General features: G+C 62.2%; 16 protein-coding genes. 10 read left to right on the top strand and 6 right to left on the bottom strand.

Going from position 1 to position 15,279, the window contains the following annotated elements; genetic code table 11:
• Positions 1-84: 84 nt before the first annotated feature.
• On the bottom strand, positions 85-735 hold the full coding sequence (locus HBO12_RS21755) for a YceH family protein (protein WP_170043181.1): 651 nt from the start codon (positions 733-735) through the stop codon (positions 85-87).
• A gap of 115 nt (positions 736-850) precedes the next feature.
• On the opposite strand from HBO12_RS21755, the gene HBO12_RS21750 reads away from it, so the two are divergent.
• Entirely contained in the window at positions 851-1,360 is a 510-nt protein-coding gene (locus tag HBO12_RS21750; protein ID WP_057439460.1) for a DUF1993 domain-containing protein, read from the top strand.
• Between the two features lie 93 nt (positions 1,361-1,453).
• On the opposite strand, the gene sstT is transcribed toward HBO12_RS21750, so the two are convergent.
• Positions 1,454-2,677 carry a serine/threonine transporter SstT gene (sstT, locus tag HBO12_RS21745; RefSeq protein WP_169956202.1) on the bottom strand — a complete coding sequence of 408 codons (1,224 nt, stop codon included), beginning with the start codon at positions 2,675-2,677 and terminating at the stop codon, positions 1,454-1,456.
• Positions 2,678-2,886: 209 nt separating this feature from the next.
• Here sstT and HBO12_RS21740 point away from each other — a divergent pair, with 209 nt between their 5' ends.
• A complete protein-coding gene (locus tag HBO12_RS21740) occupies positions 2,887-4,041 on the top strand; it encodes an MFS transporter (protein ID WP_170043180.1) in 1,155 nt (384 codons plus the stop codon).
• Here HBO12_RS21740 and nhaR read toward each other — a convergent pair.
• Positions 4,038-4,943 carry a transcriptional activator NhaR gene (gene nhaR, locus HBO12_RS21735; RefSeq protein WP_170043179.1) on the bottom strand — a complete coding sequence of 302 codons (906 nt, stop codon included), beginning with the start codon at positions 4,941-4,943 and terminating at the stop codon, positions 4,038-4,040. The genes HBO12_RS21740 and nhaR overlap by 4 nt on opposite strands.
• 148 nt (positions 4,944-5,091) lie before the next feature.
• Here nhaR and HBO12_RS21730 point away from each other — a divergent pair, with 148 nt between their 5' ends.
• The 4 genes from HBO12_RS21730 (at position 5,092) to mnmH (ending at position 8,351) form a co-directional block, all read left to right on the top strand.
• Positions 5,092-5,343 (top strand): hypothetical protein, encoded by a 252-nt coding sequence (locus tag HBO12_RS21730; RefSeq protein ID WP_170043178.1) that lies wholly within the window; start codon positions 5,092-5,094, stop codon positions 5,341-5,343.
• A gap of 29 nt (positions 5,344-5,372) precedes the next feature.
• Positions 5,373-6,122, top strand: coding sequence for a TerC family protein (locus HBO12_RS21725; protein WP_057726241.1), 750 nt, complete (start codon positions 5,373-5,375; stop codon positions 6,120-6,122).
• Between the two features lie 94 nt (positions 6,123-6,216).
• The gene (selD, locus tag HBO12_RS21720) at positions 6,217-7,251 is read left to right on the top strand and encodes a selenide, water dikinase SelD (protein ID WP_170043177.1); all 1,035 of its coding nucleotides are present in this window, start codon (positions 6,217-6,219) and stop codon (positions 7,249-7,251) included.
• Positions 7,251-8,351, top strand: coding sequence for a tRNA 2-selenouridine(34) synthase MnmH (gene mnmH, locus HBO12_RS21715; RefSeq protein WP_170043176.1), 1,101 nt, complete (start codon positions 7,251-7,253; stop codon positions 8,349-8,351). Before selD ends, mnmH begins: the two co-directional genes overlap by 1 nt.
• 64 nt (positions 8,352-8,415) lie before the next feature.
• On the opposite strand, the gene HBO12_RS21710 is transcribed toward mnmH, so the two are convergent.
• Both HBO12_RS21710 and HBO12_RS21705 read right to left on the bottom strand, forming a co-directional pair.
• Entirely contained in the window at positions 8,416-9,471 is a 1,056-nt protein-coding gene (locus HBO12_RS21710) for a permease (RefSeq protein ID WP_169956190.1), read from the bottom strand.
• Between the two features lie 52 nt (positions 9,472-9,523).
• On the bottom strand, positions 9,524-10,225 hold the full coding sequence (locus HBO12_RS21705; protein ID WP_169956188.1) for a histidine phosphatase family protein: 702 nt from the start codon (positions 10,223-10,225) through the stop codon (positions 9,524-9,526).
• A 255-nt stretch (positions 10,226-10,480) separates the two neighbouring features.
• On the opposite strand from HBO12_RS21705, the gene HBO12_RS21700 reads away from it, so the two are divergent.
• The 4 genes from HBO12_RS21700 (at position 10,481) to HBO12_RS21685 (ending at position 14,431) form a co-directional block, all read left to right on the top strand.
• Complete coding sequence (locus HBO12_RS21700; protein WP_169956187.1) at positions 10,481-11,179, top strand: glutathione S-transferase N-terminal domain-containing protein; 699 nt, start codon at positions 10,481-10,483, stop codon at positions 11,177-11,179.
• 3 nt (positions 11,180-11,182) lie between these two features.
• Positions 11,183-12,025 (top strand): PhzF family phenazine biosynthesis protein, encoded by an 843-nt coding sequence (locus tag HBO12_RS21695; protein ID WP_170043175.1) that lies wholly within the window; start codon positions 11,183-11,185, stop codon positions 12,023-12,025.
• 218 nt (positions 12,026-12,243) lie between these two features.
• Positions 12,244-13,218, top strand: a complete 975-nt coding sequence (hemB, locus tag HBO12_RS21690) for a porphobilinogen synthase (protein WP_057959111.1) — start codon at positions 12,244-12,246, stop codon at positions 13,216-13,218.
• Between the two features lie 127 nt (positions 13,219-13,345).
• Positions 13,346-14,431, top strand: coding sequence for a DUF1615 domain-containing protein (locus HBO12_RS21685; RefSeq protein ID WP_170043174.1), 1,086 nt, complete (start codon positions 13,346-13,348; stop codon positions 14,429-14,431).
• A gap of 2 nt (positions 14,432-14,433) precedes the next feature.
• On the opposite strand, the gene HBO12_RS21680 is transcribed toward HBO12_RS21685, so the two are convergent.
• Positions 14,434-15,213: a DUF4349 domain-containing protein gene (locus HBO12_RS21680; RefSeq protein WP_170043173.1), complete on the bottom strand. Its 780-nt coding sequence runs from the start codon at positions 15,211-15,213 to the stop codon at positions 14,434-14,436.
• Positions 15,214-15,279 lie beyond the last annotated feature (66 nt).

The raw sequence follows: 15,279 nt of genomic DNA, 5'->3' as shown, positions 1-15,279 counted from the left end.
GCGATGGCGGAGTGTCAGTCAACTATGTGTTAACTGATCCACCGCTATCGCGGGCAAGCCCGCTCCCACAGGGGGACGCGGTGTTTATTCGAGCCGCGACAGGCGCTCTTCCAGCGCCGCAATCCGTGCTTCGAGCTCTTCGATGCGTTCCAGAGGAACCCCGCTGCCAGCGCTGCTGCGCTCCACCGGGCTGCCACGGGCGGCCAGGATCGCCTCCATATCCGCCGGGTCGCCCAGGGAGTGGGTGTAGCGGTCTTCGCGCTGGCCGGCCTGCTTGGGCACCAGCACCGCCAGATCGCGAGCGATCAGGCGTTCCAGTTGGTGCACCACCTGCTCGGCATCTTCAAAGTCATGCATGCGCCCGCTGCGGGTCAGCAATTCGTTGACCGTCTGCGGGCCGCGCAGGAACAGCAGGCCAGTCAGAATCACCTGCGCCGGCACCAGCTCCAGGGCCTTGTCTACGCGGTGTTCCCAGCGGTCGGCGCGACTGCCCATCACCAGTTTGGTAAAGCCACGGCCTTCCAGGGCGCGCAGGCTCTGGCCGACTTGGCCCTGGCTGAGGTTCATCACCGGTTCGCGGCTGGTTTTCTGGTTGCAGGCCAGGACCAGGGCATTGAGGGTCAGCGGGTAGGTTTCCGGGTTGGTGGCCTGCTTCTCGATCAGGCAGCCCAGAACGCGGATTTCCGTGCTGTTGAGGCGCGGCTCGGAGGAGGTGGTGTCGTGCTCGGCGGTCATCGCGCTTTCCCTATGCAGTGAGCCCACTAGCCTAATCCCGAAAAAATAAAAGACAAGCAGCGCTCATGTCTATAATCGCGGCTGTTCAAACCCTGTCACCACTGTCGAGACTGTCATGACTATTTCCCTGTACGCCGCTTCCCTTCCGGTATTCAAGCAAATGCTCAACGCCCTGAGCGATGTGCTGAACAAGGCCGAGGCCCACGCCACCGCCAAGAACATCGACCCGAACGCCTTGCTGCAGGCGCGTCTGTTCCCGGACATGTTCCCGCTGGTGCGCCAGGTGCAGATCGCCGTGGATTTTGCCAAGGGTGTTTCCGCGCGCCTGGCCGAGATTGAAGTGCCGAAATACGAAGACACCGAAGTCACCTTCGCCGACCTGCAAGCGCTGATCGCCAAGGTCCTGGCCTTCATCGACACCATTACCCCGGCGCAGATCGACGGCAAGGAAGGCATCGAGATCGTCACCCGCCCAGGCACACCTAAAGAGAAGCGCTTCAGCGGCCAGTCCTACCTGCTGACCTATGGTCTGCCGCAGTTCTTCTTCCACGTCACCACCGCCTACGCGTTGCTGCGTCATAACGGTGTGGAAGTGGGCAAGCGTGACTACATGGGCGCGTTCTAAGCCCTGAGTAACACTGCAAAACAAATGTGGGAGCGGGCTTGTGTGGGAGCTGGCTCCCACCCAAACCAGCTCCCACTTGCTTGCCGGGTTGTGTCAGGCCGGGTTCTTGTCTTCGTGGCCCAGGCACGCCGCTGCGGTGAATAGCACGTCGGTAGACGAATTCAGCGCGGTTTCCGCCGAATCCTGCAACACCCCGATAATGAAGCCCACGGCCACCACTTGCATGGCGATTTCACTCGGAATGCCGAACAGGCTGCACGCCAGTGGAATCAGCAACAGCGAACCCCCGGCCACACCCGACGCGCCACAGGCACAGATCGCCGCCACCACGCTGAGCAGCACGGCGGTCGGCAGGTCGACCGCGATGCCCAGGGTATGCACGGCGGCCAGGGTCAGCACGGTGATGGTGATGGCGGCGCCGGCCATGTTGATGGTCGCACCCAACGGGATCGATACCGAGTAGGTGTCTTCGTGCAGGCCCAGGCGCTCACTCAACGCCAGGTTGACCGGGATGTTGGCCGCGGAGCTGCGGGTGAAGAAGGCGGTGATCCCGCTTTCACGCAGGCACAGCAGCACCAGCGGGTAGGGGTTGCGACGCAATTTCCAGAACACGATCGCCGGGTTGACCACCAGGGCCACGAACAGCATGCAGCCGATCAGCACCAGCAACAGGTGCGCATAACCGAGCAGCGCATCAAAGCCAGAAGCGGCCAGGGTCGAGGCCACCAGGCCGAAAATCCCCAGCGGTGCGAAGCGAATCACCACGCGCACGATCAGCGTGACGCCGTTGGACAGGTCGTCCAGCACGGTACGGGTGGTTTCCCCGGCATGACGGATTGCGATGCCCATGCCGATGGCCCACGCCAGGATCCCGATAAAGTTGGCGTTCATCAACGCGCTGACGGGGTTGTCCACCACGCTGAGCAACAGGCTCTGCATCACTTCGCCGATCCCGCCGGGAGCGCTGATGGCCACGTCATGGGTGCTGAGCACCAGGCTCGACGGGAACAGGGTACTGGCAATCACCGCGACCACCGCCGCCGAAAAGGTACCCAGCAGGTACAGGAACAGAATCGGCCGGATATGGGTTTCCTGGCCATGCTTGTGGTTGGCAATCGAGGCCATCACCAGCACAAACACCAGGATGGGCGCCACGGCCTTGAGCGCCGAGACAAATACCTTGCCGATGAACGCGGTGGACAGGGCAGCACTGGGCGACAGCAGGGCTAGCAAGATGCCAGCAACCAGGCCGATGACAATTTGGGTCACCAGGCTGACGCGCAGCAGGCGTTGAAGCAGCGAAGGAGCAGCAGTCATAAGAGTGTCTCTAGTTTTTTTAATGTGTGCAGCGCTATGCAGGGCGCGAAGTCTAACATGCTGTAGGAAACATCCCGTTTGCTGCGGCATTCAGTCGCCAAGGCCGTGTGTGGTCCGGTCACATTCTGTTAAGATTCGCCATCCTCTTCTTATCTCTATGTCAGCGGGCCCTTGGGTCAGCGCTGGCGTCGCCGTTTCTGGAGTTGTGCATGTTGTTGCCCATCCTGCTGCTGTCCGCAGCCGGTTTTACGGTGTTGACCACCGAATTTGTCATCGTGGGCCTGTTGCCCTCCATCGCCCGTGATTTGGATGTGAGCGTGTCCCAGGCTGGTCTGCTGGTGACCCTGTTTGCCTTCACCGTAGCCGCGTTTGGGCCGTTCCTCACCGCGTATTTCGCACGCTTTGAGCGCAAGCGCCTGTTTATCAGCATTCTGTTGATGTTCGGCGCGGCCAACACCCTCGCGGCACTGGCGCCGAATATCTGGGTAATGGCCGTGGCCCGCCTGATTCCGGCCCTCGGATTGCCGGTGTTCTGGGCCCTGGCCAGCGAGACGGCGGTGGACATCGTCGGGCCGGACTACGCTGGCCGGGCGATTGCCAAAATCGGTTTCGGCATCGTCTGCGCCACGGTCTTCGGCATCCCGGTGGGTACGCTGATCTCCGATATGTTCGGCTGGCGCAGCGCCTTCGGCATTCTCGCCGGGGTGGCGGTGCTCAAGGCATTGCTGCTGTTGATTTACCTGCCGGCGACCACAGTGAAGAAGGACGCGGTGACCCTGCGTTCGCAGTTCAAGATCCTGCGCAACCCGTTGATGCAGGGCCACGTACTGCTGTCGATCCTGGTATTTAGCGGCATGTTCACTGCCTATACCTACCTGGCCGACATTCTCGAGCGCCTGGCCGGCTTCGATGGCACGCTGGTGGGCTGGTGCCTGATGGGCTTTGGCGCCGTGGGGCTGATCGGCAATTCCCTGGGCGGACGCATGGTCGACAAGCATCCGCTGATCGCCTCCATGGTGTTTTGCGGCTTTATGATTGCCGGCATGGTGGCGCTGGTACCGGCGATCCATTCCACCCTCGGCCTGGCTGCGGCCATGGGGATCTGGGGCGTGACCCAGGCGGCGCTGTTTTTGGTCAGCCATGTGCGCTTGATGAAGGCGGCGCCCCATGCGCCGGCATTTGCCGCGTCCTTGAACATTGCCGGGGCCAACCTGGGTATTGGCCTGGGCGCGATGGTCGGCGGGCGGGTGATCGACACCTTGGGCCTGGGCAGCCTGGGGTTCGCCGCGTCGGGTTTTATCCTGCTGTCGATTCTCCTGGCCCTGTGGCTGATGACCGCCAAGACCCGGGTCGCCTGCGCCTAGGCGGGCAACGCGGTAAACAGTTCGCGGCGAGCACCTTCGGTAATCGCCACGATGCCGGGGTGCTTGACCTTACGTTCCACCGAGATGGCATAGAACGACTCGGTGACCGCGTCCGTCTGGCCAATCAATGCCACGCCATATTGGCGCAGCACTTCTTCGGCAATCACGCTGGGGGCAATGAAAATCCCGCTGCCGGACTGGCCGAAGGCCTGCATCAAGGCGCTGTCGTCGAACTCACCGATGATTTTCGGGCGGATCTGCTGCTCGGCGAACCAGCGCTGCAAACGGCTGCGCACTACGGTTTCGGCACCGGGAATCAATAGTGGCGCACCGTGCAGGCACTGTGGGAAATCACCACCGTGCCGGTCCGCCAACGCCTGGGTGGCGAAGAAACTGATGCCGCATTCCCCAAGCTTCTGGCTGTAGCCCTTGATGTCCAGGTGCGTCGGCATCGGGCTGTCGGAGATCACCAGGTCCAGACGCTGGATCGCCAGGTCGGCCAGCAGGCGTTCGAGTTTGTCTTCACGGCAGGTAATGCGCAGTGGCTCGCTCAACTCCATGGTCGGCGCGATCAGGCGATAGACGATGGACTTGGGCACCACGTCCGCCACGCCAACGCGAAACACAATCTGCTGTTCATTGGGCTGGGCGCGCAACATCGCTTCCAGCTCATTGCCGGTCTGGAACATCTGCTCGGCATAGGGCAGGGCCTGGCGCCCAGCCTCGGTCAGCTCCAGTTGGCGGCCGACTCGTTGAAACAGTGCGATACCAAATGTCTGCTCCAACAGGCTGATTTGCCCGCTGATGGTCTGCGGCGTGAGGTTCAGTTGCTCGCAGGCACGCACGATGCTGCCGGTCTTGGCGACTACCCAGAAGTAGTGCAGTTGTCGGTAATTGAGCATCAGGCGCCTCGGTTGCAGAGTGTTACTTCGTGTAAACCGAAGTATAAGCGAAAAAAATACGAATTTTCCTGAAGTGTTCGCTTCCTTAGAATGCCTCGCTATCGCGGGCCCAATGCTTGGGTCCAACGGTTCTAACGAGGAATACATCATGAAATTCAATTCCCTGGGCGCGGCGTCGTTGCTTGCGCTTTCATTAGTGGTGCTCAGTGGTTGCGACCAGGTCGAGAAGAGCACCCAGCAGGTGCTGGGCAAAGCCAGCGAAGCGGCCAAGCAGGCCATTGATGACACCCATAAAGCCGCCGAACAGGCGTTGAGCGAAGCGACCCAGGGTTTGATTGCCCCCAAGGAAGACGAGCAAGAGCAGGATTCCAAGCCTGAGCCAGATTCCAAAGAAGCTTAATTTCCCGTACACCCAGTCAGGACTGACCTATGGATTACCTTTTACAGCTGGCCGCCAGCCCCACCGCCTGGGTGGCCCTGGCGACGCTGATCGTCATGGAAATCGTGCTGGGGATCGACAACCTGATCTTCATCTCGATCCTCACCAACAAGCTGCCGGAGCAACACCGGGCCAAGGCACGGCGCATCGGCATCAGCATGGCGCTGATACTGCGCCTGGGCCTGTTGAGCACCATCGCGTTTATCGTGCAACTGACGGCGCCGGTGTTTGAAGTGTTCGGCCAGGCGTTTTCGTGGAAGGACATGATCCTGATCGCCGGTGGCCTGTTCCTGGTGTGGAAGGCGACGACCGAGATCCACCACAGCATGGACCCGGAGCCCGAAGAGAAGGCCAGCGTCGGCAATACCGTGGCGATCGGCTTTGCCGCGGCCATCGGGCAGATCCTGTTGCTCGACCTGGTGTTCTCCATCGACAGCATCATCACCGCCGTTGGCATGACCGAGCATTTGCCGATCATGATCATTGCCGTGGTGACCTCGGTGATCGTGATGCTGGTGGCGGCTGAACCCCTGGCCAAGTTCATCAACGACAACCCGACCGTGGTTATGCTGGCCCTGGGCTTCTTGATCATGATCGGCATGACCTTGATCGCCGAAGGCTTCGGTGCCCATGTGCCTAAAGGCTACGTGTATGCGGCCATGGCTTTCTCGGCTGCCATCGAGTGCCTGAACATCGCGCGGCGCAATCGCCACAAGCGTTTGCTCGCTGCCCGCCAGTAACCGCTGGAACCCAAAGGCCGGCTGCGCTCACATGAGCCCAGCCGGCTTTTTGCTGTCTGTTAGAATCCCCGCACTTGATAGCTTGAGGTCCACCATGAACGAGCCGATTCGCCTGACCCAGTACAGCCACGGTGCCGGATGTGGCTGCAAGATTTCGCCGCAGGTGCTGGAAGTGATCCTCGCCGGCAGCGGTGCGCAGAACCTCGACCCCAAGCTCTGGGTGGGCAACGCCTCGCGCGACGACGCGGCGGTGTACGCCATCGACGACGAGCGCGGGGTGGTGTCCACCACTGACTTTTTCATGCCGATCGTCGACGACCCCTTCGATTTCGGGCGCATAGCCGCAACCAACGCCATCAGCGATATCTACGCCATGGGCGGCGATCCGTTGATGGCTATCGCGATTCTCGGCTGGCCAGTCAACGTGCTGGCCCCGGAAATCGCCCGCGAAGTGATTCGCGGTGGCCGCGCGGTGTGCGACGCAGCGGGCATCCCCCTGGCCGGTGGCCATTCCATCGACGCCCCGGAGCCGATCTTCGGCCTGGCCGTCACCGGGCTGGTGCACAAACGCCATATGAAGCGCAACGACACCGCCACCGCTGGCTGCCGTTTGTACCTGACCAAACCCCTGGGCATCGGCATCCTTACCACCGCCGAGAAGAAGGGCAAGCTGCGGCAGGCGGATATCGGCCTGGCGCGGGACTGGATGTGCACCCTCAACAAGCCCGGCAGCCGCTTCGGCAAGCTGGCCGGGGTCAGCGCCATGACCGACGTGACCGGTTTCGGCCTGCTCGGGCACCTGGTGGAAATGGCTGACGGCAGTGGTTTGACTGCCCTTATCGAATACGAAAAAGTCCCACGCCTGCCGGGGGTGGAGTACTACCTGGACCAGGGCTGTGTGCCCGGTGGCACCCTGCGCAATTTCGACAGCTACGCCAGCCAGTTGGGCCGTATCAATGAACTGCACAAACGTGTGCTGTGCGACCCGCAAACCAGTGGCGGGCTGCTGGTGGCGGTCACGCCCGAGGGCGAAGCCGAGTTTCTGGCGGCAGCTGCCGAACTGGGCTTGAACCTGGCGCCGATTGGCCAGTTGGTTGAGCGACAGAGCAACGCGGTAGAGGTGTCTTGATGCCCATCGACATCACCGATTACCGCGATATCTTTCTCAACGACCGGCCGATGATGGACACCCGCGCACCGGTCGAATTCGTCAAGGGCGCGTTCCCCGGCGTGGTCAACCTGCCGTTGATGAACGACAACGAACGCCAGCGGGTCGGCACTTGTTATAAGCAGCAGGGGCAGCAGGCGGCGATTGTGCTGGGGCACCAACTGGTCAGCGGCGCAATTTTGCAGGAGCGATTGGCGCGCTGGACCGCGTTTGCCCAGGCCAACCCTGACGGTTACCTGTATTGCTTCCGTGGCGGCTTGCGTTCGCACTTGGTGCAGAAGGTGCTCAAGGACGAAGCGGGGATCGACTATCCCCGGGTCGGCGGTGGCTACAAGGCCATGCGTACCTTCTTGCTGGAGACTGTGGAGCAGGCGGTCGAGCAGTGTGACTTTGTCCTGCTGGGTGGCCTGACGGGCAGTGGCAAGACCGAGGTGCTCCATCAGTTGCGCAATGGCCTGGACCTGGAGGGGCATGCCAATCACCGGGGCTCCAGCTTTGGCAAGCGCGCCAGGGGCCAGCCATCGAATATCGACTTTGAAAACCGCCTGGCGGTGGACGTGTTGAAAAAACGTGCGCAAGGGATCGAGCAGTTCGTGCTTGAAGATGAAAGCCGCATGATCGGTAGCTGCGCCTTGCCGCTGAACCTGCACCGGGGCATGCAGGCGTACCCGATGGTATGGCTGGAAGAAAGCCTGGAAAACCGCGTCGAGCGGGTCTTGCGCGACTATGTCATCGACCTGTGTGCGCAGTTCGAGGCCGAGTTTGGCGAAGCGGGCTTCAGCCTGTTCGCCGAGCGCCTGGTGCAGAGCCTGGCCAATATCCACAAGCGCCTGGGCGGCGAACGCTACCAGCGCTTGCACGGGCTGATGCAGGACGCCCTGGCCGAGCAGGCCCGCTCGGGGAATGTGGATTTACATCGCGGCTGGATTGTCGGGCTGCGTGAATACTACGACCCGATGTACGCGTTCCAGCGTGAGAAGAAGGGCGCGCGGATCGAGTTTGCCGGGGAGCGGGGGGCGGTGCTGGAGTATCTGCGCGAGCGTGCTGCCCGGCGCGGGTGATTGGTTGGTTTTCGGGCCCTATCGCAGGCTTACCTGCGATGAGGCCCTGACAGTCAACCCCTCCCTACAGGACGACCACCGCCACCAACCCACACACCACGCCCATCAGCATGGTCAACCCGGCCACCGTCACCAGCACCCGCGTGTCGAAATCCTTGCGCAGCATCAACAGCGACGGCAGGCTCACGCTCGGCAGGGTCATCAGCAGTGCCACTGCGGGCCCGGTGCCGAGCCCCAGGGCCATCATGGTCTGTACGATCGGGATTTCGGCGGCAGTCGGAATCACAAACAGGGTGCCGACAATCGCCAGCGGCACCAGCCACAGCAGGCTGTCGGCCATCGCCCCGTCCACATGGGGAAACAACCACACCCGCGCCGCGCCCAACAGCAACACCGCGAGGATGTAGATCGGGATGGTGCTCCAGAACAACTGCCACAAGGTGCGCAGCCAGCGGCTGAGGAAGGGCTGGGTCTCGGCGCCGCTGACGTCGGCCACGGCCTCCAGCGCCACCTGTGGCACCTGCTCGGGGCGGGCGATACGTTGGGCGATCAGGGCGACGCCGATCACCAGGACGATCCCGGCCACCAGCCGCAGGGCGGCAAAATCCCAGCCCAGCACAAAGCCCATGAACACCAGGGTCGCGGGGTTGAGCACCGGGTTGGCCATCCAGAACGCCAGGGCGGCGCCCACCGATACTTGCTGGCGACGCATGCCGGCGGCCACCGGCGCGGCGCAGCAACTGCACATCATGCCCGGCAGGGCGAACAGCCCGCCACGCACCGTGGAGCCCAGCCCGGCGCGACCGAACAGGCGCAACAGCCAGTCCCGTGGAATCAATACTTGCAGCAACGAGCCGAGAATTACCGCCAGCACGGCGGCTTTCCAGATCGCCAGGAAATACACCTGGGCATAGGCCAGGGCCGCCGCCAATGGCGAGCCTTGCTGGTCATTGAGGATCGAGTTGCCGATGCTGTGGCTGTCCGCCGCGACGAACGCCTTGAAGTAGTAGGGCGACCACTTCACGTAATACAGGCCGACGCAGGCCACCAACAGGAACAGCGCCGGCTTCCACCAGAAGGACCAGCCGCGTACAGGGCTGGCAGAGGTGAGGTTAGACATGGTCAAGATCCGCAGATAAGTCGATAGCGACGCATCATACGCGGTCCCGGTGTCAGGTGTCGGCGCCTGCGTGTGTTGCATCCGGGCAGGTCTGCAAGCCGTTATCCAGCCCTTGCTTGTAGTTGCGGCTGAGCAGGCTGGCCTTGCCGTTCTGCCAGGTCAGGGTCAACACGTACAAGGTGTCGAAGTCGCCGCCGGACCAGTCTTCGGTGATGGTGTACTTCTCGCCGACCGCTTCGCTCGCGACCTTGTTGATCAATTCCGGCAGGTAGCCGTGGGACCAGGCGGTATAGATGGTGGAGTTGTGGTACTTGTCCTCCATCAACTCGTCAGCCAGATCGCTGGTGTCGTTGGCCGAAAACTCGATGTTCACCGGCAGCCCGAGTTTGATCGCGCTGGGGCTGATGGTCATCAATGGGCGAATGTAGCTGTAGGAATTGTCGAACTCGCCTTCCTCGACATTGCGCGTCGGGTTGGCCGCGAATACAAAATCGGCGGCGCCGAATTTTTCTGGCAATACGGTGGCCAGGTTCATCGCGCGGTTGAGGCCCTGGCAATTGAGTTGGCCCAGGCCGCCCACGGGCTTCTCGCCATGGCGCAGGAACACCAGGGTCTGCACGCCGTTCTTCGGCTCGGCGCTGCTTTCGCGGGCTTCAAAGGCCAGCATCAAGGCGCCACCGACAAACAGTGTCGGCACCAGGAAATAAGCACATTTTCTAAAACGTTTGCCAATGCACAAAGGCTTGATAGTCATTAGGGTTCGAGTCTTCAGTGCGTCGGATCAAGGCTGGAAGGCCCAGCCACAGCGACGCTCCAAGCATCGTGCGGTTTTCCGTGACAGATATGGCGGTATGCCTCCATTCAACCGTTCAAGCGCTTCTAAGAGTGCGTCAGGGCGTTTTGGTTCGCTTGGTACAGGAGATTAGCCGGCGGATGTTGCGAATTGAAGACCGATGCAAGCGTGCCGCCGGATGGCTATCATGGGTTTTTCTCACCTTGGGGTATATCGATGATTTCAGCTGCTGCGTTTCCGATTATTACCAAATGGCCAGCCCAGCACCCCGAGCGCCTGCAGCTGTACTCGTTGCCGACGCCCAATGGCGTCAAGGTCTCGATCATGCTCGAAGAGGTGGGCCTGGCGTATGAGGCGCACAAAGTCAGCTTCGACACCCAGGACCAGCTCTCGCCGGAGTTCTTGTCCCTGAACCCCAATAACAAGATCCCGGCGATCATCGACCCCAACGGCCCCGGCGGTGAACCGCTGGCGTTGTTCGAGTCGGGGGCGATCCTGATCTACCTGGCGGAGAAAACCGCGCAACTGCTGCCCCAGGCACCCGCCGCGCGCTACGAAACCCTGCAATGGCTGATGTTCCAGATGGCCGGGATCGGGCCGATGTTCGGCCAGGTTGGCTTCTTCAATAAATTTGCCGGCAAGGCCTACGAAGACAAGCGCCCTCGTGATCGCTATGCGGCTGAAGCCCGGCGCCTGCTGGGCGTCCTGGAAAAACGTCTGCTGGGCCGCAGCTGGATCATGGGCGATGAGTACACCATCGCCGATATCGCGACCTTTCCCTGGATCCGCAACCTGATTGGCTTCTATGAGTCGGGCGATCTGGTGGGCATCAGTGACTTCCCCAATGTGCTGCGCGCGCTGGATGGCTTTGTCGCCCGGCCGGCGGTGATCCGTGGCCTGAATATTCCGAGCTGACCCATGCCGACTTTCGATTTCAAGCAACTGGACGTATTCAGCAGCGTGGCCCTCAAGGGCAACCCACTGGCAGTGGTGCTGGGCGCCGATAGCCTCAGTGACCAGCAGATGGCCGACTTCGCCAAGTGGACCAACCTCAGCGAAACCACGTTCCTGCTGCAACCGCGCGACCCGCGTGCGGATTACCGGGTGCGTATTTTTACCACCGTGCAGGAGCTGCCGTTCGCCGGTCACCCAACCCTGGGCAGTTGCCAGGCGTGGCTGCAAGCCGGTGGCGTGCCCCGGGGCAGCGAAATCATCCAGGAGTGCGAGATTGGCCTGGTGCGCATCCGTCGCCAGGGCGAGGAACTGGCGTTTATCGCGCCGCCGTTGCTGCGCTCAGGGCCGTTGGATGCCGAGCTGCTGGAGCGTGTACGCCTGGCGCTTAACCTTGAGCCTGAGGCGATTGTGCGCAGCCAATGGGTCGATAACGGCGCCGGCTGGCTGGCGTTGATGTTGCCGGATCGCCAGACAGTGCTGGACTTGCAGCCGGACTATTCAAAACTGCTCGGGCTGGCGGTGGGCGTGGTTGCCCCGTGCGATCCGACACGCGATGACGTCGATGCGCAGTTCGAAGTGCGCGGGTTTATTGCCGGTGACGGTGCACCCGAGGACCCGGCCACCGGCAGCCTGAATGCGGGCGTCGCGCAATGGCTGCTGAGTGCGGGCCTGGCCCCCAGCCAGTATGTGGTCAGCCAGGGCACGGCCATTGGCCGCGCCGGGCGTATCCGGGTGCAGCAGCAGGGCGATGAGATCTGGATCGGCGGCGCCGTCTCGCTGTGTATCGAAGGGCGCCTGACCCTGTAACGCCGAAAAGCACCTGTGGGGAACGGGCCAGCCCGGTCGCTGCAGGTCACTCGTTGCTGCTGCTTGTTCCGCCTGGGCGCATTGTTACGTGAACGGCAAAACACCGTTATGGCCGCCGTATTTGTGCTCTCGGTCAATCCAGGCATAAGCTTTCGCCTTTAAGCTAGCGGCCTTGCCACTTGCCCTGGCGTTTTTTGTAGGAAATTGTAGGAAAACCCATGTCCAGTCAGTTCCCCGAAGCCCGTTCCCGCCGTCTGCGCCGTTCCCCCGAGCTGCGCAGCCTGTTCCAGGAAACCGAATTCACCCTCAATGACCTGGTATTGCCGATCTTCGTCGAAGAAGAAATCGACGACTTCGTGCCGATTACCAGCATGCCCGGTGTGATGCGCATCCCCGAATCGAAACTGGCCAGTGAAATCGAGCGTTTTGCCCGCGCCGGGATCAAGTCGGTCATGACATTCGGCGTGTCCCATCACCTGGACGCCAGCGGTAGCGATACCTGGAACGAGCGTGGGTTGGTGTCGCGCATGTCGGCGATCTGCAAGGACGCAGTGCCGGAAATGATCGTGATGTCTGACACCTGCTTCTGCGAATACACCGACCACGGTCATTGCGGCGTGATGCACGGCAATGAAGTGGACAACGACCGCACCCTGGCCAACCTGGGCAAGCAAGCGGTGGCGGCAGCCCGTGCCGGTGCCGATGTGATCGCGCCGTCGGCCGCGATGGACGGCCAGGTCCAGGCCATTCGCCGGGCCCTGGACGCGGCCGGGTTCAGCCATATCCCGATCATGGCGTACTCCACCAAATTCGCTTCGGCCCTGTATGGCCCGTTCCGCGAGGCGGGTGGCAGTGCACTGAAGGGCGACCGCAAAAGCTACCAGATGAACCCGATGAACCGCCGCGAAGCCGTGCGCGAATCCTTGCTCGATGAGCAGGAAGGGGCCGACTCGCTGATGGTCAAGCCGGCCGGTGCGTACCTGGACATCATCCGTGACATCCGCGAAGCCTCGCGCTTGCCAGTGGCGGCGTACCAGGTTAGCGGCGAATACGCGATGATCAAGTTCGGTGCCCAGGCCGGTGCCATCGACGAAGCCCGTGTGGTGCGCGAAACCCTGGGTTCGATCAAGCGTGCCGGTGCGGACCTGATCTTCACCTACTTTGCGATGGACCTGGCGCTCGCCGGTATCTGATCCCGGCGCTTGCCGTACTGTGGGGGCCGGCTTGAGGATGCCATCGCGGGCAAGCCCGCTCCTACAGGGATGGGTGTGGGTTTGTGAGATAGTGGGTGCTTTCAGCGACTCACAGGAACCCCCCCGCATGTTTTCATCCCGGCTGACTCTGTGCCTGGCCGCCTTACTGGTGCTGGCCGGTTGTTCGACCCAACGCAGCCAGCAGCTCCCTGAGCGCAGCGAGGCCGAGGTCAAGGCGCAGATCGTGCGACTGATGCCGGCCAAGGTGCCGGATCGCGCCGGTTGGGCCCAGGATATCTACACGGCACTCGACAGCCAGAAAATCTACCCCAGCACCGAGAATATCTGTGCGGTGCTGGCGGTCACCGAGCAAGAGTCCACCTATCAGGTTGACCCGCCGGTGCCGAACATGGGCAAGATCGCCCAGGATGAAATCCTCAAGCGCGCGGCCAAGGTCCACGTGCCGGCGGTGCTGGTGCGCACCGCGTTGCAACTGCGCTCGCCCACGGGCAAGTCCTACGCCGAACGCCTGAACGCCGCGCGAACCGAGAAGGACCTGAGTGGGATCTTTGACGACTTTATCGGCACCGTGCCGTTGGGCCGTACCTTGTTTGGCAGTTTCAACCCAGTGCATACCGCAGGCCCGATGCAGGTGAGCATTGCCTTCGCCGAGCAGCAGGCGCGCGATTATCCCTACACCGTAGACGGGAGCATTCGCCGCGAAGTGTTCACCCGGCGTGGCGGCATGTACTTCGGCATTGCCCATTTGCTGGGTTATCCGGTGAGCTACGAGCAGCCGCTGTACCGCTTTGCCGACTTCAACGCCGGTTGGTACGCCAGCCGCAATGCCGCGTTCCAGGCCGCAGTCAGCCGCGCTTCCGGTACCCGCCTGGCGCTGGATGGCGATTTGATCCGCTATGGCTCGATCATGCCCGGCACCACGGAGTTGGCGGTGCGCTCACTGGGCAAGAAGCTGGACATGCGCAACCCGAGCATTCGCAGCCAGTTGGAGCAGGGCGATCGCCTGGACTTTGAACAGACCACCCTGTACCAGCGGGTATTTGCCCTGGCCGAAAAAGCCGAAGGCAAGCCGCTGCCACGGGCGATCCTGCCGGGGATTGTGCTCAAGAGCCCGAAGATCACCCGCAACCTCACCACGGCCTGGTTCGCCAAGCGCGTGGATGAGCGTTACCAGCGCTGCATGAAGCGTTGAGGTCAGGGGCGGCGCTTGACCAGCTTGCGCCACAGCCAGACCCACAGCCACAACACCGGGAACGCGAGGATCACGAACGGTAGCACGTAGCTGGAGCGTTCCAGGGCATCGGCGGTGCCGTCGACCAGGTTGTCGCCCAGGTTGCCGAACATCCGGGCAAAACGTGATTGCTGATGCTCGCCGTCGGATGGACTGAAGTTCAGGGTCACGCGGTTGGTGTCCAGGCGCCGCTGCTGGCCGGCGGCGATCTGCGCCAGCTCCTGCAGCTCGTTTTCGATGGCAGCCTGTTCCTTGGTGAGGGTGATCAGGTCGCCCACGGTGATGTCCTTGCGTGCGGCCAGTTCATCCAGGCGCTTTTGCTGGGCCTGCAAACGTTGCTGGCGGCGGCGCACATCGGCCACTGCGTCGGCCAGGTCTTCGGCGCTGGTGATGCGCTGGCCCAGTTGCCCGCCCTCGGCCGCCATCTTCACCAAGGGTTCGACCCCGCTGGGGGCGATGCGCAACACGATCATGCCGCCGTCGCTGTTTTCTTCGATACGCAGGATATTGCAGGCGCCGAACTGTGCCGACTCGCAGGCTTGGCGGGTGGCCTGCATGCGCGGCGCGAGTAGCGCCAGCGGCATCGCCAGACTCAACTCGTGTTCATAGGCCAGCAGCGCGCCGGCCCGGCCCTGTTCACCATTGATCGGCGTGCCTTCGGAATAGTCCTTGGGCGAACAGCCGCCGAGCAGCAGGGCGGCCAATAACATCAACGCAGTAGATCTGCCTTCCAGGTGGCGCATTACGGTTCCTTCAAGTGTGCGGGATAAATGCGCGGCGATTAAAGCCGGTTTGCCCGGCGAACGCAA

The organism is Pseudomonas sp. WS 5059 (genome assembly GCF_012985525.1).
In the GTDB taxonomy this organism is placed as follows: Bacteria; Pseudomonadota; Gammaproteobacteria; order Pseudomonadales; family Pseudomonadaceae; genus Aquipseudomonas.
The sequence above is the reverse complement of the archived record's forward strand: the minus strand, read 5'-3'. Positions and strand labels throughout refer to the sequence as shown.